The following is a 24,939-nucleotide window of genomic DNA, read 5'->3' as shown; positions in this document are numbered from 1 at the left end:
CGGGCATCCCTAGCGGCGGTCGAATTCGGGTTCGGTGGTGACGAGTTCCTGCACCACGGCGGCGAGTCCGGGACCGAGGACGGCCTCGGCGAGGGGTGGGGTGCGGCGCAGGACGAGGACGGTGCGGAGCACGTCCGCGTGGTGCAGCAGGCGCAGGGCGTCCAGGAATTCGCGCTGCTCGCGGGTGCGGCCGGCGGCCCCGGCCGTGTGCCAGGCGCCGAGGAGCGACTTGACGACGGTGAACATCATCCGGCGGCCGCGGACGAGTTCGGCGCGGGAGTTGAGGCCGAAGACGTCGATGGTGGCCTCGCCCTTGGCGGTGAGCGGGTCGTAGGCGCCGGACTCCAGGTAGAGCACCAGGTGGTCGGCCGGGTCCTCGCGGGACGGGTCGACCAGCAGGTGTTCGCCGGTGGCCGGGTCGCAGGGGAAGCGGTCGCGTTTCTGGTTGCTGTTGCAGTGGGCGCAGGCGAGCAGGTGGTTCTGCCAGTCGAAGGTGCGCAGCGGGTCGCGGGCGATCGGCTCGAAGTGGTCGATGTCGGTGCCGAGGTTGTCGCCGCAGTACATGCAGCGTTCCAGGCCGGGGGCCATCCGCCGGAGCATCAGGCGCAGTTGGGCCTTGGGCTGGCGGGCGGTGCGCCAGGCGGCCCGGCCGGCGGCGGTGCTGGGCCCGGCGGCGCGTATGGCGGCGGTGCGGCGGGCGAGGTCGGCGGTGAGCGAGGGCGTGAGCGGCGGCCTCCGGAGCGGGATCACGGCTGGTCGCCCAGCAGCCGGGCGGCGAGTTCGTCGGCGCGGGCGCCGAGGGAGCTGTTGAGCTTGGCGCCGAGCCGGCGGTAGGCGTCGCGTTCGGCGCTGGTGGCGCGGCCGGCGTAGAGCTTGCGCTCCAGCCGGACGAGCAGTCGGCGTTCGGCCTCGGCGGCGGCGGAGTAGGCACTGGGCAGGCCGAACAGTTCGGACAGGGCGGTGTCGTCGCCGCTGCCGTACAGGACGCGCTGGTGGACGTCCTCGTCGAGGACGCGGGGCGGGGCGGCCTCGCCGGGGGCGGCGAGGCGCACGAGCGTGCCGGGGTCGGCGGCCTGGCAGACGTACGGGCTGTGCGTGGCGACCAGGAACTGCACGTTGGGGAAGCGGGTGGTCAGCCAGCCGCCGATCGACTGCTGCCGGACGGGGTGCAGGTGCAGGTCGATGTCGTCGATCAGGGCGACGGCGGCCCGCGGCACGGTGGTGGCGCCGTCGACGGGTTCGGTGCGGGCGTCCCCGGCGAGGGCGGCGGTGATCGCAACGAGGGCGGCGGTGCCGCTGCCGAGGGCGGCGAGCGGCACGGTGCGGCCGTCGGGGCCGGCGGCGAGCGCGCGGTCGGGGTCGGCGATCCGCCACCCGTCGGGCAGCAGGCCCTCCTCCAGCAGGGCGGCGGCGGCCGGGGTGAGTGCGGTGGGCGGGGTGCGGTCGGCGCCGAGGTGGCAGGTGCGGGTGCGGCCGGTGCGTTCGGCGCCGTCGGTGCTGCTCCAGCGGGCGAGGCCGGGCAGTTCGACCGCTCCCGGTGCGCCGCCGGCGGGCGGGCCGGCGCTGTCCGTCCCGGGTGCGCCGAGGGCGAGGGCCAGGGCGTGCAGCAGGGTGGTCTTGCCGGAGCCGTTCGGCCCGGCGAGGACCGTCCAGCCGGGGCCTGGGTCGACGGCGAGGTCGGCGGCGCGCGGGCCGTCGAAGCACCCGAGGCCGGCCACCTTGATCCGCGAGACGTACACGCGCCCACCCCCTTCGATCGGATCTTCGGTGGAGGTATGCCCAGCGGGCCGGGCCGCGATGCGGGCCGCGCGGGTGCGGTGGGGGCTACTCGACGATGCGGACGGGCAGCTCGCGGAGCACGCCCTTGAGGGCGGCGGCGAAGCGGTCGTACTCCTCGCTGCGGGCCGAGCCGGGGCGGGTGGCGAGGCCGATCCGGCGGCCGGGGGCGGGGGCGGTGAAGCGGACGGCGGCGAGCCGGTCGGAGCGCCCGGCCTCGACGTCGAGGGCGGTGGCCGGCAGCAGGGTGGTGCCGAGACCGCCGGCGACCAGCTGGACGAGGGTGGAGAGCCCGGCGATCCGGGTGGTGCCGGCAGCCGCGTCGGCGCCGACCTCGCGGCAGATGTCGAGGGCCTGGTCGCGCAGGCAGTGGCCCTCCTCGAGGAGCAGCACGTCGAGGTCGAGCAGGACGTCCCGGGGGACGTCGGTGCGGCCGGCCAGCGGGTGGCCGGGCGGGGCGACCAGGACGAAGTCCTCGTCGAAGAGCGGGATGTCCCGGGTGGGTGCGGCGCCGCCGGCGGGCAGGGCGAGGAGCAGCACGTCGAGCCGGCCGGAGGCCAGCCCGTCCAGCAGCGAGGGGGTGCGCTCCTCGTGGACGTGCAGCTCCAGCTCGGGGTAGCTGTCGCGGACCAGCCGCAGCACGGTTGGCAGCAGGTACGGTGCGACCGTCGGGATCAGGCCGAGGTGCAGCGGGCCGGTGAACGGCCGGCGGGCGGCCTCGACGGCCTCGGTGAGGGAGTGCAGCGAGCCGAGGACGCGGCGCGCGTGCTCGGCGACGCGCTCGCCCAGCGGGGTGATGATGACGCGGCGGGTCGTACGCTCGACGAGCTGGGCGCCGAGGGCCTCCTCCAGCGCCGCGACGGCTCCGGAGAGGGCCGGCTGACTGGTGCCGGTGGCCGCGGCGGCCTCCCGGAAGTGCCGGTGCTCGGCGACGGCGACGAAGGCGCGCAGCTGGGCGACGCTGGGGGTGCGGGGCTTGCCGTGGTGCAGGGCAGTACTGATAGCTCTCTCCGATCAGATGCGACGAGTCTAGCTATTTCCCCGATCAGTCCGTGGTGTGCGAGGGTGGGTGGCGTCCGGATACGTCGAACCATAGGCAATTCGGGCACTTTCCCTCATATCTCAAACCAGGAGAAGCGAACGTGCTCACGATCGGTGACAAGTTCCCCGAGTTCGAACTCAACGCCTGTGTCGACCTCGACGCCGCGAACGCCTTCGCCGAGATCAACCACAAGACCTACGAGGGCAAGTGGAAGATCGTCTTCTTCTGGCCGATGGACTTCACCTTCGTCTGCCCGACCGAGATCGCCGCGTTCGGCAAGCTGAACGAGGAGTTCGCCGACCGCGACGCCCAGATCCTCGGCGTCTCCGGTGACTCCGAGTACGTCCACCACGCCTGGCGCAAGGACCACAAGGACCTGCGCGACCTGCCGTTCCCGATGCTGGCCGACGTCAAGCACGACCTGATGCGCGCCTGCGGCGTCGAGGCCGCCGACGGCACCGCCCAGCGCGCGGTGTTCATCGTCGACCCCAACAACGAGATCCAGTTCGTCATGGTGACCGCCGGCTCCGTCGGCCGTAACCCCAAGGAGGTCCTGCGGGTGCTCGACGCCCTGCAGACCGACGAGCTGTGCCCGTGCAACTGGACCAAGGGCGAGGACACCCTCGACGCCCAGGCCCTCCTGGCGGGCTGACCCATGGCCCTCGACGACCTGAAGGCCGCCCTCCCCGGCTACGCCAAGGACCTCAAGCTCAACCTGAGCGCGGTCATCGGCAACTCCGACCTCCCGGCGCAGCAGCTCTGGGGCACGGTGCTGGCCTGCGCGATGGCCACCCGCTCCCCCGCCGTGCTGCGCGAGCTGGAGCCGGAGGCGAAGGCGAACCTCAAGCCGGAGGCGTACGACGCCGCCAAGGGCGCCGCCGCCGTCATGGGGATGAACAACGTCTACTACCGGACGCTGCACCTGCTCTCCGACAAGGAGTACAGCAGCATGCGGGCCGGCCTGCGGATGAACATCATCGGCACCCCGGGCGTCGAGAAGGCCGACTTCGAGCTGTGGTGCTTCGCGGTCTCCGCGATCAACGGCTGCGGCCAGTGCCTGGACTCGCACGAGGCCGTCCTGAAGAAGGCCGGCGTCGAGCGCGAGGTCATCCAGGCCTCCATCAAGATCGCCTCGGTGATCCAGGCCGTCGCCGCCACCCTCGACTCCGAGGCCGCCATCGCCTCGATCTGAGGTACCGGGCACACCGCAAGGGGCGCGGGGAACTGCGCGAGACGGAAGACGGCTGAGCTCAGCTTCTCCCGCCGCGCGCAGTTCCCCGCGCCCCTGTTGGTGTTCCCCGGGCGTTGGGTCCGCTACTTCTGGCGGGCGTTCTCCAAGGCCTCGAAGACCTCCAGGCCGGCAGCGTTGCGGCGGCGGAGGTGGGAGACGACCGTGTTGGTCACGGCGATCAGCGGGACGGCCACGATGGCGCCACCGATGCCGCCGACGATCGAGCCCGCGGCCACGCCGAGCACCACACCCAGCGGGTGCACCGCGACCGCACGGCCGAGGATCAGCGGCTGCAGCAGGTGCCCCTCGATCTGCTGGACGGCGACCAGCACGACCAGCACCATCAGCGCGGTGAACGGCCCCACGGTGACCAGCGCGATCAGGACCGCGATGGTGCCGGTGACCAGTGCGCCGACCAGCGGCACGAACGCACCCAGGAAGATGATCACTGCGAGCGGCAGCGCCATCGGCACGCCGAGCAGCTGGATGCCGATGCCGATGCAGAGCGCGTCGATGAAGGCCACGAAGACGGTGCCGCGCACGTACGCGGTGAGGGTGGTCCAGGCCTTGGGGCCGGCGCCGGCCATCGCGTAGCGGGAGTGCCGCGGCAGGCACCGCAGCGCCCAGGACCAGATCCGGGCTCCGTCGTAGAGCAGGAAGAACGTGGTGAAGGCGGCGAGCACCACGCCGGTGAGGACCTCGACGGCGATGGTGACGCCGGTGAAGCCGGCCGAGGTGATCTGCTCGGAGTTGCTGCCGATGGCGGTGGAGATCTGCTTGGCGAAGTCGTTGATCTGCTGCTGCGTCAGGTGCAGCGGGCCGGTCACCAGCCACTCGCGGAGCTGGTTGACACCGGCCTGGACCTTGCCGGTCACCGACTCGAGGTTGGTGGTCACCTGCCACACCACGAACCAGCCGACCAGGCCGATGCCGGCGATGCCGCTCAGGAAGGTGCCGGCAGCGGCCAGCGAGCGCGGTACGCCGAGCCGCTTCAGCCAGGAGACGGTGGGCTCCAGCAGGGCGGAGATCAGCAGCGCCGCGAGGACGGCGAAGGCGACCAGCCGCAGCATGTCGACGACCTGGAAGACCACGTAGAGGGCGACGCCGAGCAGCAGCAGCCGCCAGGTCGACTCGGCGGCGACCCGCAGGCCCCACGGCACGGCCTCGGCCGGGGTGGCCGGCCGCCCGGGGTGGTGGACCTCGCGGCCGGGGTGGGTCAGGCGCTCGGGCTCGGCCCGGCGGGGCTGCGGGATGTGTTCGGCCGACTCGCCGTCGGCTGCGGTGTCGGTGTCGGCCTGGGCCGCGGCCCGGCGGCGCCGCTCGACGGCGGCCCACACCCCGGCGGCGACGGCACCGGTCTTGGCGAGCGCCTTGAGGACCTTCCGGTCCCGCGCCCCGTCGGCTCTCTCGGCTGCCACGTCCTCGCCCCTCCCCGTCGGTTCCCGTCCGTTCGGCGCCGCCCGTCGGGCCGTCCGCCGCGGACGTCAGGGCGACGCTACCCGGCCGGGGTGTCCGCGGTCCCGTGCACCCCGGGGCCCACTGCGGAGCAAAAGGTGTGAATCAACGTAAACATGATGGTTTCGGACTCCCCCGAGGGGGGAGGACCCCCAGTACAACGGACCAACTGCCGGCGGACCGGCCGGTGCCGGAGGTCCAGGACCCGCTCCGGCGCCCCGCGTCCGCATCGAGCCGCACCGCCCGTGAGCGCCCTGGTCAGCGCCGCCCGGGCGGCGCGGCCCGCCTTTCGCCCCCGGCACGTCGAAGGCCCCCGACCTGAGCGGTCGGGGGCCTTCGGGGCACGTGTGGGTGCGGCAGGATCAGTACCAGTGGTGGGACTGCCAGAACGACCAGGCGCCGCAGGGGCTGCCGTAGCGGCTGTTCATGTAGTTGAGACCCCACTTGATCTGGGTCGCCGGGTTGGTGCGCCAGTCGTCGGCGACGGATGCCATCTTCGAGCCGGGCAGGGCCTGCACCAGGCCGTACGCGCCGGAGGACGCGTTGGTGGCGGTGTAGTTCCAGCCGCTCTCGCGCTTCACGATCTCGCTGAAGCAGGAGAACTGGGTGGCGTCGCCGATGATCTGGGCGGCCATCGCCTGCACCGAGCCGGCCGGAATGGCGGCCAGGGCGCTGCGCGCGGCGGCGCGGTTGGCGGCCTCCTGGTCGGCCTTCCGCTTCGCCTCTTCGGCGGCCTTGGCGGCCTTCTCCGCATCCGCCTTGGCCTGCGCGTCGGCGGCGGCCTTCTGGCGCGCGGCCTCCTCGGCGGCCTTCTTGGCGGCCGCGTCGGCGGACACCTGCTGGGCGCTCGCCTGGCGGGCGAAGTTGTCGCTGACGGTCTGTGCCTGGGCACCCGAGGGGACGTCGGCGAGCAGCGTCGCGCTCGCGACATCGACCGTCTGCGCGGTCTTGCCCTCGCTGCCAGAGGCCGCGCCCACGACGGCACCGACAGCGGTGACGGCGGTGGCGGAGGCGACAGCAACTCCCCGGACCGAGATCCGAGTCACATGGTTTCCTTCCGGCGGCGCCCATGCGTGACCGTACAGGCGCAACATGCCCCTTGCCGCTCGCCTCCGTCGGTGCTGGTCACGGGAGACACTGGCCCGGCTGCCGGGCCGAGCTGGCTCGGAACGGCTTGGTGAACGGGCGGCGTACGGCTCATCGGTGTTCAGTTGTGTGCCCGCCGACCGGAGTTGCCGGGCGTGATTCAGCCGTACGCGGGGCCTGACAGAACCCTCACCATGCCGCACGGGGACGTGTCTACGCAATTCCCGGTTGCGTGGCGGATCTCACAATCTTTGCGAGCTGGGCTTTTGTCCGAAAGGTCGTCGGCGACCCGTCCGATCCGATGACAGGACGAGGGGCCTGCCGCTATGCGACAGGCCCCTTGACGGTCATTCATGCGGTTTTGTCCGCTTTTGACCGCTACGTCATCACGGCTGCACGTCCTCCAGCATCTCGGTGACGAGGGCCGCGATGGGCGACCGCTCGGAACGGGTCAGCGTGATGTGGGCGAACAGCGGGTGCCCCTTCAGCTTCTCCACCACCGCGACCACGCCGTCGTACCGGCCGACCCTCAGGTTGTCCCGCTGGGCGACGTCGTGGGTGAGCACCACCCGCGAGCCCTGGCCGATCCGGGAGAGGACGGTCAGCAGGACGTTCCGCTCCAGCGACTGGGCCTCGTCCACGATCACGAAGGCGTCGTGCAGCGACCGGCCGCGGATGTGGGTGAGCGGCAGGACCTCCAGCATCCCGCGGGAGATGACCTCCTCGATCACGTCCGGGGTGGTGACCGCCGAGAGGGTGTCGAAGACCGCCTGCGCCCAGGGGCCCATCTTCTCGGCCTCGCTGCCCGGGAGGTAGCCGAGCTCCTGGCCGCCGACCGCGTACAGCGGACGGAACACCATCACCTTGCGGTGCTGCCGGCGCTCGAGCACGGCCTCCAGGCCGGCACACAGCGCCAGCGCGGACTTGCCCGTGCCGGCCCGGCCGCCCATGGAGACGATGCCGACCTCCGGGTCGAGCAGCAGGTCGAGCGCGACCCGCTGCTCGGCGCTGCGGCCGCGCAGGCCGAACACCTCGCGGTCGCCGCGGACCAGCCGCACCCGCCCGTCGTGGGTGACCCGGCCGAGCGCCCGGCCGCGCTCCGACTGCAGGACGAGACCGGTGTGCACCGGGAGTTCGGCGGCACCGTCGACGTCCACCGCGGCGTCGTGCGGGGCGCCGAAGAGCGCGTCGACCTGGTCGCCGGGGATGTGCAGCTCCGTCATGCCCGTCCACCCGGAGGTGATCGCCAGCTCGGCCCGGTACTCCTCGGCGAGCAGCCCGACCGAGCTGGCCTTGATCCGCAGCGGGAGGTCCTTGGAGACGACGGTGACGTCGTACCCCTCGGCCTGCAGGTTGCGGGCGACCGCGAGGATGCGGGTGTCCGCCTCGCCGCCGCCGACGCGGTAGCCGGCCGGCAGTATCGACGGGTCGGAGTGGTTCAGCTCGACCCGGATGGTGCCGCCGAGCTCGCCGACCGGGATCGGCTCGTCGAGCCGGCCGTGGCGGATGCGGTAGTCGTCGAGGAGGCGGAGCGCCTGGCGGGCGAAGTAGCCCAGCTCCGGGTGGTGCCGCTTGGCCTCCAGTTCGGTGACCACGACCACCGGCAGGACGACCTCGTGCTCCTCGAAGCGGGTCATGGCGAGCGGGTCCGCCAGGAGCACGCTGGTGTCGAGAACGTACGTGCGCCGGTCTGGTGTCCGGCGGCTCTTGGAACTGACCACTAGGCCTCCAGAGCGGATGACCCAGCGTCACCCGCGGCTCACCGGTCCCCGCGACCCCGGTGGCCGGGGTACCGGTCTGACCGGTATATGCCCCGGTGACGGCCCGTGCATACCCCCGGGCGCGAACTGTCGGATCACAACAGGAGCACGTTTTGGGCTCGTGGCCTGCGGGTATTTCGTTTGACCCGGCGTCAGTGCCGCCCGGTCGGAGGGCTCAGAGCCCCATCCGCCGGTTCCGCAGCTGGTAGTCGCGCAGCGCCCGCAGGAAGTCGACCTTGCGGAAGGCCGGCCAGTACGCCTCGCAGAAGTAGAACTCGCTGTGCGCGCTCTGCCAGAGCAGGAAGCCGGAGAGCCGCTGCTCGCCCGAGGTGCGGATAACCAGGTCCGGGTCGGGCTGGCCCTTGGTGTAGAGGTGCTCGGCGATGTGCTCGACGTCGAGGATCTCGGCGAGCTGCTCGATCGGGGTGCCGCGGTCGGCGTGCTCCTGGAGCAGCGAGCGGACGGCGTCGGCGATCTCCCGGCGGCCGCCGTAGCCGATCGCGACGTTGACGGTGATGCCCTCGATGTGGGCGGTGTCGTGCGCCGCTTCCTTCAGCACCTGGGAGGTGCGCGGGGGCAGCAGGTCGAGTGCGCCGACCGGGTTGATCCGCCAGCGGCGGGCCTCGGCCAGGCCGCGGACGGCGTCCTCGATGATGCCGAGCAGCGGGACGAGCTCCTCGGCGGGCCGGGAGAGGTTGTCGGTGGAGAGCATCCACAGGGTGACGACCTTGACGTGCGTCTCGTCGCACCAGCCGAGGAATTCGCTGATCTTGTCGGCGCCGCGCTGGTGGCCCTGGGCGGTGGTGCCGCCGGTGGCCTTCGCCCAGCGGCGGTTGCCGTCGAGGATCACGCCGATGTGGCGGGGGGTGTTGTCGAGGTGGACCTCGACCCGCCGGCCGTAGAGGCGGTAGGCGTTGTCCAGCAGGGTGCGCAGACCCGGCGTGCGCTCGACCACATCGCGCAGACCCATGTTCCTCGGCCCCTCCGTGCTCGTCGCCGATCGCCGGCCCTGGTGCGAAAAATCCCTGCGCAGCCTACTCCGGCCCGGTGCGCGGAGGTAAAGCCGCAGGTACCGATGGGGTCACGGCTTCGTTCCCGAACCGTCCCGGGCCGCCCCGCGCCCGCGAGGACACGGTCCGGTCTCCGCTTCCTTAAATCGGCCGTAAGCCGGGCGTAAAGCGGCAGCGGGGTCCTTGACGCCCGGCATTGGTCTAGTCCAGCTTGTGAGCGAGGGCACACCGGAGCCCTTCCCGACACTTCTGCGGACCCCTTCGTCCCTCCCCCACGGAGCCGCCGCGACCCCCACCGCGGCGGCTCCCCTCCCTCCTCACAGGAGACCGCCCATGGCCCGTCCCGTCGCGCAGCCGTCCCACCGGCGGCGCCGCACCTCGCTCCCGGTCGCCGTCGCGGCCGGCACCACCGCCCTCGCCCTGGCCGGGGCCGGCCTGGCGCTGACCGCCGGCGGGGCCGGCGCAGCCGTCGGCAACCTGGTCACCAACGGCGGCTTCGAAGCCGGCAACCTGTCCGGCTGGACCTGCACCGGCACCGCGAGCGCCGCCTCTTCCCCGGTGCACGCCGGCTCGTACGCGCTGAGCGCCGCGCCGAGCAGCTCCGACACCGCCGAGTGCACCCAGACCGTCAGCGTGCTGCCGAACACCAGCTACACGCTGGCCGGCTTCGTGCAGGGCCCGTACGTCTACCTCGGCGCCCGCGGCACCGGCTCGACCGACCCGTCGACCTGGTCCAGCCAGAGCAGCTGGAACCAGCTGTCGACCACCTTCACCACCGGCGCGTCGACCAACAGCATCACCCTGTACGTGCACGGCTGGTACGGCCAGGGCGCCTACGGCGCGGACGACATCACGCTGACCGGCCCGGGCGGCACCGCCACCCCGACCAGCAGCGCCACCTCGCCGAAGCCGACCGCGTCGACGTCGCCGACCACCTCGGCCTCGCCGACCACCTCCCCCACCTCGTCGCCGACCTCCTCGCCGACCTCCAGCCCCACCTCGACCACCACCACGACGCCGCCCAACGGCAACCTGCCCAAGCACGTGCTGACCAGCTACTGGCAGAACTTCGACAACGGCGCCCCGGTGCAGCGGCTGCGCGACGTGCAGAGCGCGTACGACATCATCGCGGTCTCCTTCGCCGACGCCACCGGCACGCCCGGCGCGATCAGCTTCACCCTGGACCCGGCGCTGAGCAGCAAGCTCGGCGGCTACACCGACGCGGACTTCAAGGCGGACATCGCCGCCAAGCACGCCGCCGGCAAGCGCGTGGTGCTCTCCGTCGGCGGCCAGAACGGCGCCATCAGCGTGGCCAACTCGGCCGCGGCGACGAACTTCGCCAACACCGCCTACGCGCTGATCCAGCAGTACGGCTTCGACGGCGTGGACATCGACCTGGAGAACGGCGTCGACCCGACGTACATGTCGCAGTCGCTGCACACCCTGCAGTCCAAGGTCGGCTCGAAGTTCATCCTGACCATGGCCCCCGAGACCATCGGGATGTACAGCACCGCCGGCGCCTACTTCCAGCTGGCGCTCAACACCAAGGACATCCTGACCGTCGTCAACACCCAGTTCTACAACTCGGGCGGCATGAACGGCTGCGACGGCAAGGTCTACACCCAGGGCACGATCGACTTCATCACCGCCCAGGTCTGCACCCACATCCAGGGCGGCCTGCGGCCGGACCAGGTCGGCATCGGCGTCCCGGCCTCCAGCCAGGCGGCCGGCGGCGGCTACGTGAACTCGACCGTCGTCAACAACGCGCTGGACTGCCTGGCCACCGGCACCCACTGCGGCAGCTTCGTCCCGCCGGCGAAGTGGCCGACCATCCGCGGCGCGATGACCTGGTCCACCAACTGGGACCAGAAGAACGGCAACGACTTCTCCACCAACGTGGGCGCCCACGCCCACGCGATGCCGTAACCCGCACGGGGCGCGCCGCCTCCTGAGGGTGGGGGCCGGTGCGTCGCTCAGGAGCCCGCCGTACTGCTGGGGTACGGCGGGCTCCGCCCATGTCCGGGGCGGGTCGCCGGCCCGTGCCCGGCGGACGGCGGCTCAGGCCGCGGCCAGCACCGCGAGCAGCGCGCCGAGCAGCAGCGGCGGGCCGAACGGCAGCGCATCGCCGCGCCCGGCCCGGCGGGTCACCAGCAGGACGGCGCCCCACACCCCGCCCAGCAGGAACGCCGCGAACACCCCGCCGACCACCGCGCTCCAGCCGTACAGGCCGAGGACAGCACCGAGGCTGGGCGCCAGCTTGGCGTCGCCGAGGCCGATCGGCAGCAGCAGCGCCAGCCCCCCGTAGAGCAGGCCGAGCGCGGCCGCGGCCAGCAGGCAGCGGAGCAGCACCTGCGGCCGGTGGTCGGCCAGCGGCAGCAGCACGGCGGTGCCGGCGGCCAGCCGCAGGGTGAGGGCGTCGGGCAGCCGCAGCACCGCGGCGTCGACGAAGCCGAGCACCACCCCGAACAGGCCGACCCAGCAGAACAGCAGGGCGCTGCCGCCGTCGGCCGCCCACCCCAGTGCGGCGCCCACCGCGACCGCGGCGGCCTCCACCGCGCCCGGGCGCAGCTGCGCGGACGCGTCCCCGCAGCCCGTGCAGCGGCCGGTCGGCAGCCGCCCCCACCGCCCGGCCGGACAGCAGTGGCGCAGCGGCTCCCCGTACGGCACGGCGTGGCGCACCGCGGCGGCCCGCAGCAGCGGTGCGGCGGCCAGGCCCAGCAGTGCGCCCACCCATGGCCCGATCATCACGTCCCCCTTTCTCCTCGTGATTCCCGGCGATCTTCGCGCAGTGTGCGGAGCCTGTGGTGTGGAACACGTGATGATCCGCGTTACGGCGCCGTAAAGTAGTCAGGCATGCAGGTCATCCAGTCCAGCAAGCTCGCCAATGTCTGTTACGACATCCGCGGCCCGGTGCTCGACGAGGCGATGCGGCTGGAGGACCAGGGCCATCGCATCCTCAAGCTGAACACCGGCAACCCTGCCGCCTTCGGCTTCGAGGCGCCGCCGGAGATCCTCCAGGACATTCTGAAGAACCTCTCCTCCGCGCACGGCTACGGCGACTCCAAGGGCCTCCTGTCCGCCCGCCGCGCCGTGGTGATGCACTACGAGGAGCGCGGCCTGCACGGCCTGACGGTCGAGGACGTCTTCCTCGGCAACGGCGTCTCCGAGCTCATCCAGCTGGCGATGACCGCGCTGCTCGACGACGGCGACGAGGTGCTCGTCCCCGCCCCGGACTACCCGCTGTGGACGGCCTCCGTCTCGCTGGCCGGCGGCACCGCCGTGCACTACCGCTGCGACGAGCAGTCCGAGTGGTACCCGGACCTCGCCGACATCGAGGCCAAGGTCACCGACCGCACCCGGGCCATCGTGGTGATCAACCCCAACAACCCCACCGGCGCGGTCTATCCGCGCGAGGTGCTGGAGGGCATCGTCGAGATCGCCCGCCGGCACAAGCTGGTGGTCTACGCGGACGAGATCTACGACAAGATCCTCTACGACGACGCCGAGCACGTGCCGCTGGCCACGCTCGCCCCGGACCTCTTCTGCGTCACCTTCAACGGCATGTCCAAGGCTTACCGGGTCGCGGGCTTCCGCTCCGGCTGGATGGTGCTCTCCGGTGACCGGCACCGGGCCGCCAGCTACATCGAGGGGCTCACCGTGCTGGCCTCGATGCGGCTGTGCGCCAACATGCCGGCGCAGCACGCGGTGGCGGCGGCGCTGGGCGGCCGGCAGTCGATCAAGGACCTGGTGCTGCCGGGCGGCCGGCTGCTGGAGTCCCGCGACACCGCGTACCGGCTGCTGAACGACATCCCCGGCATCACCTGCGTGAAGCCGAAGGGCGCGCTGTACGCGTTCCCGCGGCTGGACCCGCAGGTGTACAAGATCAAGGACGATGCGCAGATGGTGCTGGACCTGCTGCGGTCCCAGCGCATCCTGGTCGTCCAGGGCACCGGCTTCAACTGGCCCGACCCGGACCACTTCCGGCTGGTCACGCTGCCCCGCCCCGAGGACATCTCCGACGCCGTCACCCGCATCGGCGAGTTCCTGAGCGGCTACGCGCAGCCCTGACGGTCCGCCGGCTGATCGGTACACCTATGATTCCCGCGTGAGTCGGCCTTCCGGCACGTGTCCGGACGACCGGGGGGCGGGTGTGCCGGATGCCGGCGGGCCCGGTGCCGGCTCCGTTCCGGCACCGCCGTGGACATCCCCTGCCCCGATCACTCGTGCAAGGGAGCACCACTGTGCCCGTCCACGGAGCACTCCGGCGGCTGCGTCCGGCCGCCGCGGCCGTCGGTCTGTCGTTCGCGCTGGCTGCCGCGCTGCCGGCCACCCCGGCGAGCGCCAGGACCGGCGGATTCGTCGTCCCCAAGGCCAGTACGGTCGTGAACGTGCATTCCGGCAAGTGCCTGGAGATCGCCGACTGGCGGAGCGACAACGGCGCCCCGGCCCGGCAGTGGGCCTGCACCGGCGGTGCGAACCAGATGTGGGACTTCGTCCCGCTCGACGGCGGGATCATGCTCGTCAACCGGCACTCCCACAAGTGCCTGGAGATCGCCGACTGGCGCACCGACAACGGCGCCCCGGCCCGCCAGTGGACCTGCACCCGCGGTGCGAACCAGCACTGGAACTACTCGGGCGACATCGGCCCCCGCAAGGACCTCGGCCTGCAGAACCTCAACTCGGCCAAGCTGCTGGAGATCGCCGACTGGCGGAGCGACAACGGCGCCCCGGCCCGGCAGTGGGCCGGCCAGTACCCGAACCACGACGGGAACAAGCGCTGGATCACCGCGATCCGGCTGACCTGACGGCAACGCCGAGGGGCGCGCGAGGAATGTCCTCGCGCGCCCCTCGGCGTCGGTCCTTGCACGGCGGTTCGAGCAGCGCCGCCCCCCGGTGAGGAGGAGGGGCGGCGCTCCCTCAAACCCGGGCCGTCAGCCCAGGCGCTTCACCAGTGCGCGGTACTCGTCCCAGAGCTCGGTCGGCGTGTGCTCGCCGAACATCTCCAGGTGGGAGGGGACCAGCGCGGCCTCCTGGCGCCAGATGTCGGCGTCCACGGAGAACAGCAGGTCGATGTCGGCCTGCGGGATGTCGAGGCCGGTGAGGTCGAAGCCGTCGACCTCGGGCAGCACGCCGATCGGGGTCTCGACGCCCTTGCCGGTGCCCTCGAGGCGCTCCACGATCCACTTCAGCACGCGGCTGTTCTCGCCGAAGCCCGGCCAGACGAACTTGCCGTCGCTGTTCTTGCGGAACCAGTTGACGTAGTAGATCTTGGGGAGCTTCTCGGCGTCGGCCTGGGCGCCGATCTTCAGCCAGTGCGCGAAGTAGTCGCCCATGTTGTAGCCGCAGAACGGCAGCATCGCGAACGGGTCGCGGCGCAGCTCGCCGACGGTGCCCTCCTGGGCGGCGGTCTTCTCGGAGGCGATGTTGGCGCCGAGGAAGACGCCGTGCTGCCAGTCGAAGGACTCGGTGACCAGCGGGACGGCGGTGGCGCGGCGGCCGCCGAAGAGGATGGCCGAGATCGGGACGCCGGCCTGGTCCTCCCACTCGGGGGCGATGGTCGGGCACTGCGCGGCCGGGACGGCGAACCGCGCGTTCGGGTGGGCGGCGGGGGTGCCGGACTCCGGGGTCCAGTCGTTGCCGCGCCAGTCGGTGAGGTGTGCCGGGGGCTCCTCGGTGAGGCCCTCCCACCACACGTCGCCGTCGTCGGTGAGGGCGACGTTGGTGAAGACGGTGTTGCCCCAGAGGGTGTCGATCGCGTTGGCGTTGGTGTCCACGCCGGTGCCGGGGGCGACGCCGAAGAAGCCGGCCTCCGGGTTGATGGCGTAGAGGCGGCCGTCCGCGCCGAAGCGCATCCAGGCGATGTCGTCGCCGATCGTCTCGACCTTCCAGCCCGGGATGGTGGGCTGGAGCATGGCGAGGTTGGTCTTGCCGCAGGCGGACGGGAAGGCGGCCGCGATGTACTTGGCCTCGCCGCTCGGCGGGGTGAGCTTGAGGACGAGCATGTGCTCGGCCAGCCAGCCCTCGTCGCGGGCCATGGTGGAGGCGATGCGCAGCGCGTAGCACTTCTTGCCGAGCAGGGCGTTGCCGCCGTAGCCGGAGCCGAAGGACCAGATCTCGCGGGTCTCCGGGAAGTGCGAGATGTACTTGGTGGTGTTGCAGGGCCACGGCACGTCGGCCTCGCCCTCGGCCAGCGGCGCGCCGACGGTGTGCACGGCCTTGACGAACTCGCCGTCCTCGCCGAGCTGGTCGATCACGGCCTGGCCCATGCGGGTCATCACGCGCATGGAGACGGCAACGTAGGCGGAGTCGGTGATCTCGACGCCGTACGCGGCCAGCGGGGAGCCGACCGGGCCCATGGAGAAGGGCACGACGTACATGGTGCGGCCCTTCATGGAGCCGCGGAAGAGGCCGTTCTCGCCCGCGAAGACCTCCCGCATCTCGGCCGGGGCCTTCCAGTTGTTGGTCGGGCCCGCGTCCTCCTCCTTCTCGGAGCAGATGTAGGTGCGGTCCTCGACCCGGGCGACGTCGGTCGGGTCGGACGCGGCGTAGAAGGAGTTGGGGCGCTTCTCGTCGTTGAGCTTCTTGAAGGTGCCCTGGGCGACCAGCAGCTCGGCGAGGCGGTGGTACTCCTCCTCCGAGCCGTCGCACCACTCGACGCGGTCGGGCTGGGTCAGCTCGGCGATCTCGGCGACCCAGTCCAGCAGCTGCTGGTGGCGGGTGGGCGCGGACTCGGCGAGCGCAGACTTCAGAGGCGACACGTTCGCTCCGTTTCACACCATCTCGGCCAGGAGACGGCATCGCGGGGGTTTGAGGGTGGTTACACCGTAGCCCCGAACACCACCTCCTTTTGATGCAATTCGTAGTACGTTCTCGTTTTCTTACTCCATACTGTCGAATTTCTGGCAGGGCATGGGCACCTTTCGGCCGCCCCGAAGACGCCATTGAGACCTGGCTAACACTCCAGAACGTCTAAAAGTGACGATCGCCACTTACTACCTGGCAGTAACCTACGGTTCCGTAAGATGTCGCGCATGACTGCTGCGGACCTCACTGTGGACCTCGTCGCCTCCGTCGAGTCCCTGAAGCCCAAGTGGCGCGGCTGGCTGCACGCCGGCATGTTCCCCGCCTCGCTGGCCGCCGGGATCGTCCTGATCTGCCTGGCCGACTCGCCCGCCGCCACGGCCGCCTGCGCGGTCTACTCGGTCAGCGCCTGGCTGCTGTTCGGGGTGAGCGCGGTCTACCACCGCTTCACCTGGGGGCCGCGCGGCGAGGCGATCCTGCGCCGCCTCGACCACGCCAACATCTTCCTGATCATCGCGGGCACCTACACCCCGTTCACCATCCTGCTGCTGGACGGCGCCCGGCAGCAGTTGCTGCTCTGGGCGGTGTGGGGCGGAGCACTGCTCGGTATCGCGTTCCGGGTGTTCTGGGTCGGCGCACCGCGCTGGCTCTACACCCCGGTCTACCTGGCTCTCGGCTGGGCCGCGGCCTTCTTCCTGCCGGACTTCCTGCACGCCGGCGGCGCCGCCGTACTCACCCTGATGATCGTCGGCGGCGGCCTCTACAGCCTGGGCGGCGTGGTCTACGGCCTGAAGCGGCCCAACCCCTCACCGCGCTGGTTCGGCTTCCACGAGGTCTTCCACGCCTTCACCCTCGGCGCGTTCATCGTCCAGTACGTCGGCGTCTCACTGGTCGCGTACAGCACGGCCGGCTGAGGCCGCCCGCATCTCCAGTCGCTCCTGGGCCCGGCGGCAGCGCTCACAGTGCGCCGCGCCGGGCCCTTCGCCGACCGGGCGGGGGTGCGCCTTCGCCCGGAAGCGCCGGGCCACCCAGGCCATCACCAGCAGCGTCTCCACCGCGGCGACCGTCCAGACCGCCCTGGGGCCGCCCACCAGGTAGGCCGTGATCACCGCGAGGGCGGCCGACACCGCCACCACCGCACCCCAGAACTGCGCGCTCCGCGCCATCGGCTCGCCTCCCGCCAGGTGACAGGTCGTCAGACAGTCGTCCCCACCTACGGTGACATGCCCAGCACCCTCCGAGGAGAACGGGGGATCAACTCTGCGGCAACACCTCGTGCAGACCGGATGCTCCGCCTCCGAATCGGCTACCGTGCCGGACCGAACGGGCGAGCGGACATCGATCAGGGGCGCGGGGACTGTGCAGCCCCCGCGCCCCTCGGTGGCGCCCGTGTGCCTAGGAAGGCCGGGCGCTCCGGCGGCGGGCGGCCAGCCCCGCCCCCGCCAGTGCGGTGACCGCGAGCGCCACGCCCGCCGCCACCGCCGGGCCGCGCCGCGACGGTTCCTCGGCTGCGCCGTCCGCCCGGTAGCCGCCGCCGGCGCCCGCGCGGTCGTACGCCGATCCGGGCAGCCGGTCGCCGTACCGCTGCTGCACCAGCGTCCGGTAGGCGGCCAGGGTCACCCCGTCCGGGCCGACCGAGCGCCGGGCGTCCTCGTCGAGAGGCAGCACCCTGCCGCCCCGCAGCACGTACCAGGCGTCGATCTGCGGCTCGCGGAAGGCGGTGCCGCCGCCGGTGGCGGCGGCCTGCGCCGGGTAGTCGGTCTCGTCGCCGCCGGAGGCGATGTTCACCACCCGCCAGCCGGCGCCGTCGCGGACCGTCCACACCGAGGCGGTGCGGCCGTCGGCGGCGACCGCCTTGCTGGCCACGAACTCCACCCGGGCCACCGGGGCCCCGGCCGTGCCCGCGACGAAGCCCGCGTTCAGGCTGTACACCGCGGCCGTCCCGCCCGTGAGCGCGGGGGCGGCCCCGGCGGCGCCGCGGGATCCGGCCGCCGGGGAGAGGCCGGGCGGCCCCGCCTCCCCGGCGAAGAACCGGCCCACCTTGTCGAGGGCGGCCGGCGACTGCGCGGCGGCCCGGGCGGCGGCGAGCTCGGCCGGGGCGACCGGCGCCGGGGCGCCGGGGCCGTCCGCCGCGAAGGCGGGCGGTACGGCGGCGGCACCGAGGGCGGCACCGAGGACGAGCGCGGCGAGGTATCTGGGGTATGCGGTCACGGCTGTCTCCTCACGCGCCGATCCGGTACAGGGAGTGGGTCCAGGCGAACTCGCCGTTGCTCACGTAGTAGCGGTAGTCCGCCCAGTTGTAGCGGTAGTTGGAGGGCCAGGGGTCGCCCCAGTAGACCCAGTCGCTCGCGGTGTCGTAGCCGTACAGGACGTGCATGTGGCCGCCGCCGGAGGACCACTGGATGCGGGTCTCCACCGGCCGTCCGGCGTTGATCTCGCCCTGGACGGTGGCGTATCCGAGGTACCCGCCGACGTAGGAACCGCGGCTGATGCCGATCCGCCCGAGGGCGTTCTGGACGTCGCCGAGGGTGGCCTGGCTGTTCGGGCAGGCGGAGTTGACGGACCGGTTGAAGGCCAGGTTGCAGAACTGGTTCTGGCTGTAGCCGTAGCCGTAGAAGGTCGCGATGGTGTTGCCGCTCGCCGCCCAGCACCAATTGCTCTGCTGCTGTTGCTGCATGGTGATGCCGAGGGTGCGGGCGCCCAGCAGGGCGGGGGCGGCGGGTGCCGCCGGTGCTGCGGCCGGCGGCCGGACGGGGGCGGCCTGGGCCGGTGTGCCGGCGGCCGCGGTGACGGCCGGCGCCAGGACGCCGAGCGCGAGTGCGCACAGCGCACGGCGCAGGCGAACAGGGGGATGTGGCATGGGAGTTCCTCCTGCGGTGGGGCGTAGGAAGAGGGTGTGGGGGGGCGCGTCCGGACGCGGTGCGAAGAGCATCGGGCGCCGCCCGGAGGCCGTCAACGCACCGCGCGGCGGCCCGGCGGACGGTGTGAACACCGGCCTCCCGGTGTGAACGGCGTCCGCCCCAACCCGCCTGTCACGGCCGTTCCTGATGACACGGCGGACACCAGGTGTGAATATTCACCCAGCCTCGGAGGTGCAGATGCAGCCGACCGTCCGGCCCGACCTCGCGGCGGTGCTCCGCACCGGACCGTTCCATCTCGCCCTGCGCACCGCGATCGCCGCCCGCGGTCTGGCCCTGCAGCGGGTGCAGGAGCGCCTGGCGCGGCGGGGTGTCCGGGTCGGCGTCACCAGCCTCAGCTACTGGCAGCAGGGCCGCCGCCGCCCGGAGCGCCCGGAGTCGCTGCGCGCGGTGACGGCCCTGGAGGAGGTGCTCGACCTGCCGGAGCACTCGCTCACCCGGCTGCTCGGCCCCCGCCGGGCACCGGCCGGGCCGACCGGGCCCGCCTCGCTGCCGTACCGCGACCTGATCCGGCCGCCGAGCGCCGTCGACGGGCTGATCGAGGCGATCTCCGGGCCGCCCGACTCCGGGCTGCACACCGTGGTGCACATCGAGCGGATCAGGATCGACGCGCAGCGGCGGCTGGCCCGGCGGGACTCCCAGCACGCCCTGCGCGCCCACCGGGACGGCGTCGACCGCTACCTCGCCATCCACCAGGGCGATCCGGGCGCGGACCCCGGCCGGGTGGTGGTCCGCGCCGAGGAGAACTGCCGGCCCGGCCGGATACGCCGCGACCGGGCCGCCGACCTGCTGGTCGCCGAACTGCTGCTGGACCGCCGCCTGCGCGCCGGGGAGACCCATCTGCTGCGGTACGGCTTCGACGACGCCCCGACCGCGACGCCGAGCTGCGAGTACGTGCGCGGCTTCAACGCGGGGGCCGGGCAGTACGTCCTCCAGGTCACCTTCGACCCGGCCGCACTGCCCGTCCGCTGCTACCGCTTCGCCGTCCGCGCGCCGGGCGAACCCCCTTACGAGACGGAGGAGTTGACCCTGGACGGGCACCACAGCGCCCACCACGTGGCGACCGGCCTGCCGCCCGGCCTGCTCGGCATCGGCTGGGCCTGGGACTAGCGCGGGTCACCCTTCACAGGGCTCGTTCACAGGGCTCGGGCTTCCGCGAAGTCCATCGTCACGTGGTCGGCCAGCGGGCGGTAGCCGAGCTTCTGGTAGATCGAGTTGCTGGTCGGGTTGGCGAGGTCGGTGTACAGCAGCACCTCGTCCGCCCCGGCCGCCGAGGCGTGCGCGGAGGCCGCGGCGACGACCCCGCTCGCGTAGCCGCGGCCGCGCAGCGCGGCCGGGGTGTAGACCGGGCCGATCCTGGACATCCCGGCGATCACCGGGCTGGCCCCGGCGAAGGCCACCGGGCGGCCGCCGTCCTCCCAGACGTGCAGGCTGCCCTCGGCGAGCCGGGCGTCCACATAGGCCTCCTGGTCGATCGCCCGGCTCTCGCCGATCTCCACCATGAAGGCGGTGCACCACTCGACGAGTTGCTCGCGGTCGGCGGGGCCGGCGGGCCTGGCCAGGCCGGCCGGCTCCGGCGAGGGTCGCCGGAGGCCGTCGAGGCGGTACAGCCGTTCGTCGATCGCGACCTCGGCCCGGACACTGCCCGCGGCGGCGGGCGGCCAGGCCGCGGCGAACGCCAGGGTGGCCTCCCGGTCGCCGCCCACGCCGGTCGCCTCGCTGCCGCGGGCGTGCAGCAGCGGGGCGAGTTCGGCCGCCGCGGCGACGGGCATCCGGCCGAGCCGCACCGGGAAGGGCGGGGTCAGCACGAAGACGCCCGCCACCGGGGCGCCCGGCCCGGCCCGCCAGTGGCCGAAGAGCGGGTCGGCCTCGCCGTAGGCGTGCAGGCCGCTCTTCGCCAGCCGGTCGAGCAGGGTGAGCAGGACGGTGTTCTCCGCCGGGTGGGCGGCGAGGAAGCCGTCGGCCGCGGCCCGGAAGGCGGCGAGGTCGTGGGTCAGGGTCCAGGTCATGCCCCATCCTGGCGCCGCGGACGACCCGTACGCACCCGGATTACCGCAGCCGCTCCGCGAGTTCGGCGGCGTCGGCGGTCGGCGCGTCGCAGCTGAAGTGGCGGCAGACGTAGGCGGCGGGCCGCCCGTCGAGCAGCGGGCGGTCGGCCAGCAGCGGGACGTGCTTGCCGCCGGGCTCGCCGACGGCGACGACCGCGCCGGGGGCGGTGGCGAGCAGTGCGGTGCGGTGCAGTTCGGCAGTGGCCGGGTCGTCGGCCGGGCCGACGACGGCGATCTCGCGCGGGCCGTCGAGCAGTGCCTCGGCGACGGCCAGGCCCCAGCCGACGAACCGCGGGGCGCGCGAGCCGAGCGCGCCGACCACGCCCAGCGCCCGCTCGGCGGCGGTGCGGTGGCGCTCCGAGCCGGTGTAGGCGGCGTACCCGATCAGGGCGCCGGCGGCGGCCGTCCAGCCGGAGGGGGTGGCGTTGTCGGTCGGGTCCTGCGGGCGCCGGATCAGTTCCTCGGCGTCGTCGGCGGTGTCGTAGAGGGCGCCCGACGCGGTGTCGGTGAAGTGCGCGAGCACGGTGTCGAGGAGCCCGCCGGCGAGGTCGAGCCATTCGGCCTCGCCGGTGACGGCGTACAGCGCGAGGAAGCCCTCGGCGGTGTCGGCGTAGTCCTCCAGGACGCCGGCGTTCTGCCCGGCCCGGCCGTCGCGGGAGGTGCGCAGCAGGCGTCCGTCGGCGGTGAGGTGGACGGCGAGCAGCAGGTCGGCGGCGCGTTCGGCGGCGTCGACCAGGTCGGGGCGGTCCAGCAGGGCGCCGGTCTCGGCGAGGGCGGCGATCGCGAGGCCGTTCCAGGCGGCGACGACCTTGTCGTCCCGGGCCGGGGCGGGCCGCTCGGCGCGGGCCTCGAACAGGCGGCCGCGGATGCGCTCGTACGCCTCGGGGTCGGCCGGGTCGCGGAGCAGCTGGAGGACGGAGCTGCCGTGCTCGAAGGTGCCGGTGACCTCGAAGAGTTCGACGGCGAGGGCGCCGTCCTCGGGGCCGAGGACGGCGGTGAGCTGCTCGGGCGTCCAGGCGTAGAAGGCGCCCTCGGCGGGCTTCCCGGTGGCCGGGTCGAGCGAGTCGGCGTCCAGGGCGGAGGCGAAGCCGCCCTCGGGGGTGCGCAGTTCGCGCAGCAGGAAGTCGGCGGTCTCCAGGGCGACGCGGCGGGCCTGCGCGCTGCCGGTGCTGCGCCACAGGTGCAGGTAGGCGCGGATCAGCAGGGCGTTGTCGTAGAGCATCTTCTCGAAGTGGGGCACGACCCACTCCGCGTCGACGGAGTAGCGGGCGAAGCCGCCGCCGAGCTGGTCGTAGACGCCGCCGCGGGCCATCGCCTCGCAGGTGCGCCCGGCCATCTCCAGCGCGGCCTCGGAGCCGGTGCGGGCGTGGTGGCGCAGCAGCCACTCGACGACCATGGACGGCGGGAACTTGGGGGCGCCGCCGAAGCCGCCGCGGCGCTCGTCGAAGCCGCGGCCGATCTCGACGAGGGCGGCGTGCAGTTCGGCCTCGCCGGGGGCGGGCAGCACGCCGGCGCCGGCGCCGTAGACCCGGGCGCGTTCGGCGAGGTCGGCGCGGATGCGGCCGGCGACCTCGCCCACCTCCTCGCGGCGGTCCCGCCAGGCCGCGGTGACGCCCTCCAGGACCTGCCGGAAGCCGGGCATGCCGTGCCGGGGCTCGGGCGGGAAGTAGGTGCCGAAGTAGAACGGCTCCTTGTCGGGCGTGAGGAACACCGTCATCGGCCAGCCGCCCTGGCCGGTGGCGGCCTGGACGGCCTCCATGTAGACGGCGTCGACGTCGGGCCGCTCCTCGCGGTCGACCTTCACGGCGACGAAGTGCTCGTTGGCGTACGCGGCGACCGACTCGTCCTCGAAGGACTCGTGCGCCATCACATGGCACCAGTGGCACGCTGCGTACCCGACCGACAGCAGAACGGGGACCTGGCGGCGGGCGGCCTCGGCGAACGCCTCGGGGCCCCACGGCCACCAGTCGACCGGGTTGTCGGCGTGCTGGAGCAGGTAGGGCGAGGTCGCGTCCGCGAGACGGTTCGGCATGGCCCCCATCCTTGCGCATCCCCGCCCCGGACGTGGGCCGTGCCGCCTGGCGCGGCGGCTACTCCTTCGGAGCCTCCGGCTCCTCGGCGAAGTCGATCTTCTTGAAGCGGCTGTTCATGGACTTCAGCAGGAACCAGGTGGCGATGCCGAGGGCCGCGAAGACGACGAAGCCGAGCAGGCCGGGGGTGACCTTGCTCTCGTCGAGGGCGAGGTCGGCGGCGAGGTGGGTGAGGTTCACGGGGGTGCTCATCTCTCCATGGTGGCCCGGCCCTACAACGGCCGGGCCACCGGGGTGGTGCGGGGGGTGCGTGCTACTTGCGCAGGCCCGCGAACAGGTCGTCCTCGGGCAGGTCGGTGTCGACGTGGGAGCGGGCCAGCTCGTAGTCCTCGGTGGGCCACACCTCGCGCTGGACGTCCAGCGGGACGCGGAACCAGGGGCCGTCCGGGTCGATCTGGGTGGCGTGCGCGATCAGCGCCTTGTCGCGGATCTCGAACCAGTCGTCGCACTTCACCCGGGTGGTGATCTCGCGCTCCTTGCGGCCGCTCTTCTCCCAGCCCTCGATCCACTCGCCGTACGGGGAGTCGTGCCCGTTGTCGGTGAGGTAGGCGTGCAGGGCGCGGATGCGCCCCATCGGGAAGCCGTGGTTGTAGTACAGCTTCTGCGGCTGCCAGGGCTCGCCGGCCTCCGGGTAGGCGTCCGGGTCGCCGGCGGCGTCGAAGGCCACCATGGTGATCTTGTGGGTCATGATGTGGTCCGGGTGCGGGTACCCGCCGTTCTCGTCGTACGTGGTGATCACGTGCGGGCGGAACTCGCGGATCAGCCTGACCAGTGAGCCGGCCGCCGCATCCACGTCCTCCAGGGCGAAGCAGCCCTCGGGGAGCGGCGGCAGCGGGTCGCCCTCCGGCAGCCCGGAGTCGACGTAGCCCAGCCAGGCCTGCTGCACGCCGAGGATCTCCCGGGCGGCGTCCATCTCCTTGCGGCGCACCTCGTGGATGTTCTCCTCGACCCACGGGTCGCCCTGCAGCTTGGGGTTGAGGATCGACCCCCGCTCGCCGCCGGTGCAGGTCGCCACCAGCACGTCCACCCCCTGGGCGACGTACATCGCCGTGGTGGCGGCGCCCTTGCTGGACTCGTCGTCCGGGTGCGCGTGTACCGCCATCAGTCGCAACTGCTCGCTCAACGCCTGGTTCCCTTCCAGGTATGTCCGGTTCGTCGGGTCGGCTCCCCCGCCGCCTCCGGCGCGGACGTGCCCCTTCTATAGTGACGGACTGAGGAGCCGCTCCATTCCCTCTCCCGCCCGAGCGCGCCTCGTCGAAAGGACCGAGCCGGACATGGACTCCAGCCGTACGACCGCCGCCGTTCCGGACGGGCGGTACAGCCGCCGCTCCGATGCCGAGGCGGACCGTCGGCTGCGGATCGCCGCGGTGGTCTGCGGCGTGCTGTTCCTGGGTGTGGTGGCCTGGCTCGGCGGGTCGTACATCATGCGCGAGAGCGCGATGAACGGCAGCGTGCCGACCTTCGAGGCGGTGTCGGACCACGAGATGCAGCTGCAGCTGTCGGTGCGCAAGGAGGCGGGCACCGCCGGCGTCTGCACCGTACGCTCGATGGCGGCGGACAAGGCCGTGGTCGGCCAGTTCGACTTCCCCGTCCCTGCGGAGGGCAGCAGCTGGTCACAGGTCGTGACCCTGCGGACCACCGCACGCGGCGTGACCGCCGAACTCCTGGGCTGCGTCCCGCGCCGCTAGAGCGGCTGCCCCGGGTCGTCGCCCCCGACTCGTT

General features: G+C 72.7%; 24 protein-coding genes and 1 pseudogene. 8 read left to right on the top strand and 17 right to left on the bottom strand.

The window, feature by feature from the left end:
• Positions 1–9: 9 nt before the first annotated feature.
• The 4 genes and pseudogenes from ACQ614_RS21820 to ACQ614_RS21805 all read right to left on the bottom strand — a co-directional run.
• The gene (locus ACQ614_RS21820; RefSeq protein WP_431680210.1) at positions 10–750 is read right to left on the bottom strand and encodes an HNH endonuclease; all 741 of its coding nucleotides are present in this window, start codon (positions 748–750) and stop codon (positions 10–12) included.
• Positions 747–1,739, bottom strand: a complete 993-nt coding sequence (locus ACQ614_RS21815; RefSeq protein WP_431680208.1) for an AAA family ATPase — start codon at positions 1,737–1,739, stop codon at positions 747–749. Before ACQ614_RS21815 ends, ACQ614_RS21820 begins: the two co-directional genes overlap by 4 nt.
• Positions 1,740–1,824: 85 nt before the next feature.
• Positions 1,825–2,418 carry a LysR substrate-binding domain-containing protein gene (locus tag ACQ614_RS21810; RefSeq protein WP_431680207.1) on the bottom strand — a complete coding sequence of 198 codons (594 nt, stop codon included), beginning with the start codon at positions 2,416–2,418 and terminating at the stop codon, positions 1,825–1,827.
• A 198-nt stretch (positions 2,419–2,616) separates the two neighbouring features.
• Positions 2,617–2,727: pseudogene (locus tag ACQ614_RS21805) on the bottom strand (LysR family transcriptional regulator); the annotation flags it as partial.
• 191 nt (positions 2,728–2,918) lie between these two features.
• On the opposite strand from ACQ614_RS21805, the gene ACQ614_RS21800 reads away from it, so the two are divergent.
• A complete protein-coding gene (locus ACQ614_RS21800; protein WP_263103847.1) occupies positions 2,919–3,470 on the top strand; it encodes a peroxiredoxin in 552 nt (183 codons plus the stop codon).
• A 3-nt stretch (positions 3,471–3,473) separates the two neighbouring features.
• On the top strand, positions 3,474–4,010 hold the full coding sequence (locus ACQ614_RS21795) for an alkyl hydroperoxide reductase (protein WP_431680205.1): 537 nt from the start codon (positions 3,474–3,476) through the stop codon (positions 4,008–4,010).
• 122 nt (positions 4,011–4,132) lie between these two features.
• Here ACQ614_RS21795 and ACQ614_RS21790 read toward each other — a convergent pair whose 3' ends face one another.
• The 4 genes from ACQ614_RS21790 to ACQ614_RS21775 all read right to left on the bottom strand — a co-directional run bounded on the left by ACQ614_RS21790 (position 4,133) and on the right by ACQ614_RS21775 (position 9,320).
• Positions 4,133–5,467 (bottom strand): AI-2E family transporter, encoded by a 1,335-nt coding sequence (locus tag ACQ614_RS21790; protein ID WP_431680203.1) that lies wholly within the window; start codon positions 5,465–5,467, stop codon positions 4,133–4,135.
• A gap of 399 nt (positions 5,468–5,866) precedes the next feature.
• The gene (locus tag ACQ614_RS21785; RefSeq protein WP_363496398.1) at positions 5,867–6,550 is read right to left on the bottom strand and encodes a transglycosylase SLT domain-containing protein; all 684 of its coding nucleotides are present in this window, start codon (positions 6,548–6,550) and stop codon (positions 5,867–5,869) included.
• A 426-nt stretch (positions 6,551–6,976) separates the two neighbouring features.
• Entirely contained in the window at positions 6,977–8,311 is a 1,335-nt protein-coding gene (locus tag ACQ614_RS21780) for a PhoH family protein (RefSeq protein WP_431680201.1), read from the bottom strand.
• A gap of 214 nt (positions 8,312–8,525) precedes the next feature.
• A complete protein-coding gene (locus tag ACQ614_RS21775; RefSeq protein WP_363496403.1) occupies positions 8,526–9,320 on the bottom strand; it encodes an isoprenyl transferase in 795 nt (264 codons plus the stop codon).
• Positions 9,321–9,693: 373 nt separating this feature from the next.
• On the opposite strand from ACQ614_RS21775, the gene ACQ614_RS21770 reads away from it, so the two are divergent.
• Positions 9,694–11,286 carry a chitinase gene (locus ACQ614_RS21770; protein ID WP_431680199.1) on the top strand — a complete coding sequence of 531 codons (1,593 nt, stop codon included), beginning with the start codon at positions 9,694–9,696 and terminating at the stop codon, positions 11,284–11,286.
• Positions 11,287–11,418: 132 nt separating this feature from the next.
• On the opposite strand, the gene ACQ614_RS21765 is transcribed toward ACQ614_RS21770, so the two are convergent.
• Positions 11,419–12,105: a prepilin peptidase gene (locus ACQ614_RS21765; protein ID WP_431680198.1), complete on the bottom strand. Its 687-nt coding sequence runs from the start codon at positions 12,103–12,105 to the stop codon at positions 11,419–11,421.
• Positions 12,106–12,213: 108 nt separating this feature from the next.
• On the opposite strand from ACQ614_RS21765, the gene ACQ614_RS21760 reads away from it, so the two are divergent.
• Both ACQ614_RS21760 and ACQ614_RS21755 read left to right on the top strand, forming a co-directional pair.
• Positions 12,214–13,428: a pyridoxal phosphate-dependent aminotransferase gene (locus ACQ614_RS21760; protein ID WP_431680196.1), complete on the top strand. Its 1,215-nt coding sequence runs from the start codon at positions 12,214–12,216 to the stop codon at positions 13,426–13,428.
• A gap of 173 nt (positions 13,429–13,601) precedes the next feature.
• Complete coding sequence (locus ACQ614_RS21755) at positions 13,602–14,165, top strand: RICIN domain-containing protein (protein WP_431680194.1); 564 nt, start codon at positions 13,602–13,604, stop codon at positions 14,163–14,165.
• A gap of 126 nt (positions 14,166–14,291) precedes the next feature.
• Here the strand turns inward: ACQ614_RS21755 and ACQ614_RS21750 are convergent, their stop codons facing one another.
• On the bottom strand, positions 14,292–16,118 hold the full coding sequence (locus ACQ614_RS21750; RefSeq protein WP_363496412.1) for a phosphoenolpyruvate carboxykinase (GTP): 1,827 nt from the start codon (positions 16,116–16,118) through the stop codon (positions 14,292–14,294).
• Positions 16,119–16,391: 273 nt separating this feature from the next.
• Between ACQ614_RS21750 and trhA the strand changes: the two genes are divergently transcribed.
• Positions 16,392–17,075, top strand: a complete 684-nt coding sequence (trhA, locus tag ACQ614_RS21745; RefSeq protein WP_431680192.1) for a PAQR family membrane homeostasis protein TrhA — start codon at positions 16,392–16,394, stop codon at positions 17,073–17,075.
• Here the strand turns inward: trhA and ACQ614_RS21740 are convergent.
• The 3 genes from ACQ614_RS21740 to ACQ614_RS21730 form a co-directional block, all read right to left on the bottom strand.
• Complete coding sequence (locus ACQ614_RS21740) at positions 17,046–17,327, bottom strand: hypothetical protein (protein WP_431680191.1); 282 nt, start codon at positions 17,325–17,327, stop codon at positions 17,046–17,048. The genes trhA and ACQ614_RS21740 overlap by 30 nt on opposite strands.
• 229 nt (positions 17,328–17,556) lie before the next feature.
• Positions 17,557–18,372, bottom strand: coding sequence for a hypothetical protein (locus ACQ614_RS21735; protein ID WP_431680189.1), 816 nt, complete (start codon positions 18,370–18,372; stop codon positions 17,557–17,559).
• 10 nt (positions 18,373–18,382) lie between these two features.
• The gene (locus ACQ614_RS21730) at positions 18,383–19,021 is read right to left on the bottom strand and encodes a papain-like cysteine protease family protein (RefSeq protein WP_431680187.1); all 639 of its coding nucleotides are present in this window, start codon (positions 19,019–19,021) and stop codon (positions 18,383–18,385) included.
• A 238-nt stretch (positions 19,022–19,259) separates the two neighbouring features.
• Between ACQ614_RS21730 and ACQ614_RS21725 the strand changes: the two genes are divergently transcribed.
• Positions 19,260–20,189: a hypothetical protein gene (locus tag ACQ614_RS21725; RefSeq protein ID WP_431680185.1), complete on the top strand. Its 930-nt coding sequence runs from the start codon at positions 19,260–19,262 to the stop codon at positions 20,187–20,189.
• A gap of 26 nt (positions 20,190–20,215) precedes the next feature.
• On the opposite strand, the gene ACQ614_RS21720 is transcribed toward ACQ614_RS21725, so the two are convergent.
• The 4 genes from ACQ614_RS21720 to mca form a co-directional block, all read right to left on the bottom strand.
• Positions 20,216–21,088, bottom strand: coding sequence for a GNAT family N-acetyltransferase (locus ACQ614_RS21720; protein WP_431680184.1), 873 nt, complete (start codon positions 21,086–21,088; stop codon positions 20,216–20,218).
• 40 nt (positions 21,089–21,128) lie between these two features.
• Positions 21,129–23,159, bottom strand: coding sequence for a thioredoxin domain-containing protein (locus tag ACQ614_RS21715; RefSeq protein ID WP_431680183.1), 2,031 nt, complete (start codon positions 23,157–23,159; stop codon positions 21,129–21,131).
• Between the two features lie 58 nt (positions 23,160–23,217).
• Entirely contained in the window at positions 23,218–23,409 is a 192-nt protein-coding gene (locus tag ACQ614_RS21710; RefSeq protein WP_363496433.1) for a hypothetical protein, read from the bottom strand.
• 61 nt (positions 23,410–23,470) lie between these two features.
• Positions 23,471–24,340 carry a mycothiol conjugate amidase Mca gene (mca, locus tag ACQ614_RS21705; protein ID WP_431680182.1) on the bottom strand — a complete coding sequence of 290 codons (870 nt, stop codon included), beginning with the start codon at positions 24,338–24,340 and terminating at the stop codon, positions 23,471–23,473.
• Between the two features lie 151 nt (positions 24,341–24,491).
• Between mca and ACQ614_RS21700 the strand changes: the two genes are divergently transcribed.
• A complete protein-coding gene (locus tag ACQ614_RS21700; RefSeq protein WP_431680180.1) occupies positions 24,492–24,905 on the top strand; it encodes a DUF4307 domain-containing protein in 414 nt (137 codons plus the stop codon).
• Positions 24,906–24,939 lie beyond the last annotated feature (34 nt).

The organism is Kitasatospora dryopteridis, assembly GCF_050749075.1.
Classification (GTDB): domain Bacteria; phylum Actinomycetota; class Actinomycetes; order Streptomycetales; family Streptomycetaceae; genus Kitasatospora.
The sequence above is the reverse complement of the archived record's forward strand: the minus strand, read 5'-3'. Positions and strand labels throughout refer to the sequence as shown.

Coding starts and splice junctions, on each gene's coding strand:
- ACQ614_RS21795 (WP_431680205.1), top strand. CDS start 3,474: ATGGCCCTCGACGACCTGAAGGCCGCCCTCCCCGGCTACGCCAAGGAC.
- ACQ614_RS21775 (WP_363496403.1), bottom strand. CDS start 9,320: ATGGGTCTGCGCGATGTGGTCGAGCGCACGCCGGGTCTGCGCACCCTG.
- ACQ614_RS21770 (WP_431680199.1), top strand. CDS start 9,694: ATGGCCCGTCCCGTCGCGCAGCCGTCCCACCGGCGGCGCCGCACCTCG.
- ACQ614_RS21765 (WP_431680198.1), bottom strand. CDS start 12,105: ATGATCGGGCCATGGGTGGGCGCACTGCTGGGCCTGGCCGCCGCACCG.
- ACQ614_RS21760 (WP_431680196.1), top strand. CDS start 12,214: ATGCAGGTCATCCAGTCCAGCAAGCTCGCCAATGTCTGTTACGACATC.
- trhA (WP_431680192.1), top strand. CDS start 16,392: ATGACTGCTGCGGACCTCACTGTGGACCTCGTCGCCTCCGTCGAGTCC.
- ACQ614_RS21740 (WP_431680191.1), bottom strand. CDS start 17,327: ATGGCGCGGAGCGCGCAGTTCTGGGGTGCGGTGGTGGCGGTGTCGGCC.
- ACQ614_RS21730 (WP_431680187.1), bottom strand. CDS start 19,021: ATGCCACATCCCCCTGTTCGCCTGCGCCGTGCGCTGTGCGCACTCGCG.
- ACQ614_RS21725 (WP_431680185.1), top strand. CDS start 19,260: ATGCAGCCGACCGTCCGGCCCGACCTCGCGGCGGTGCTCCGCACCGGA.
- ACQ614_RS21720 (WP_431680184.1), bottom strand. CDS start 21,088: ATGACCTGGACCCTGACCCACGACCTCGCCGCCTTCCGGGCCGCGGCC.
- ACQ614_RS21715 (WP_431680183.1), bottom strand. CDS start 23,159: ATGCCGAACCGTCTCGCGGACGCGACCTCGCCCTACCTGCTCCAGCAC.
- ACQ614_RS21710 (WP_363496433.1), bottom strand. CDS start 23,409: ATGAGCACCCCCGTGAACCTCACCCACCTCGCCGCCGACCTCGCCCTC.
- ACQ614_RS21700 (WP_431680180.1), top strand. CDS start 24,492: ATGGACTCCAGCCGTACGACCGCCGCCGTTCCGGACGGGCGGTACAGC.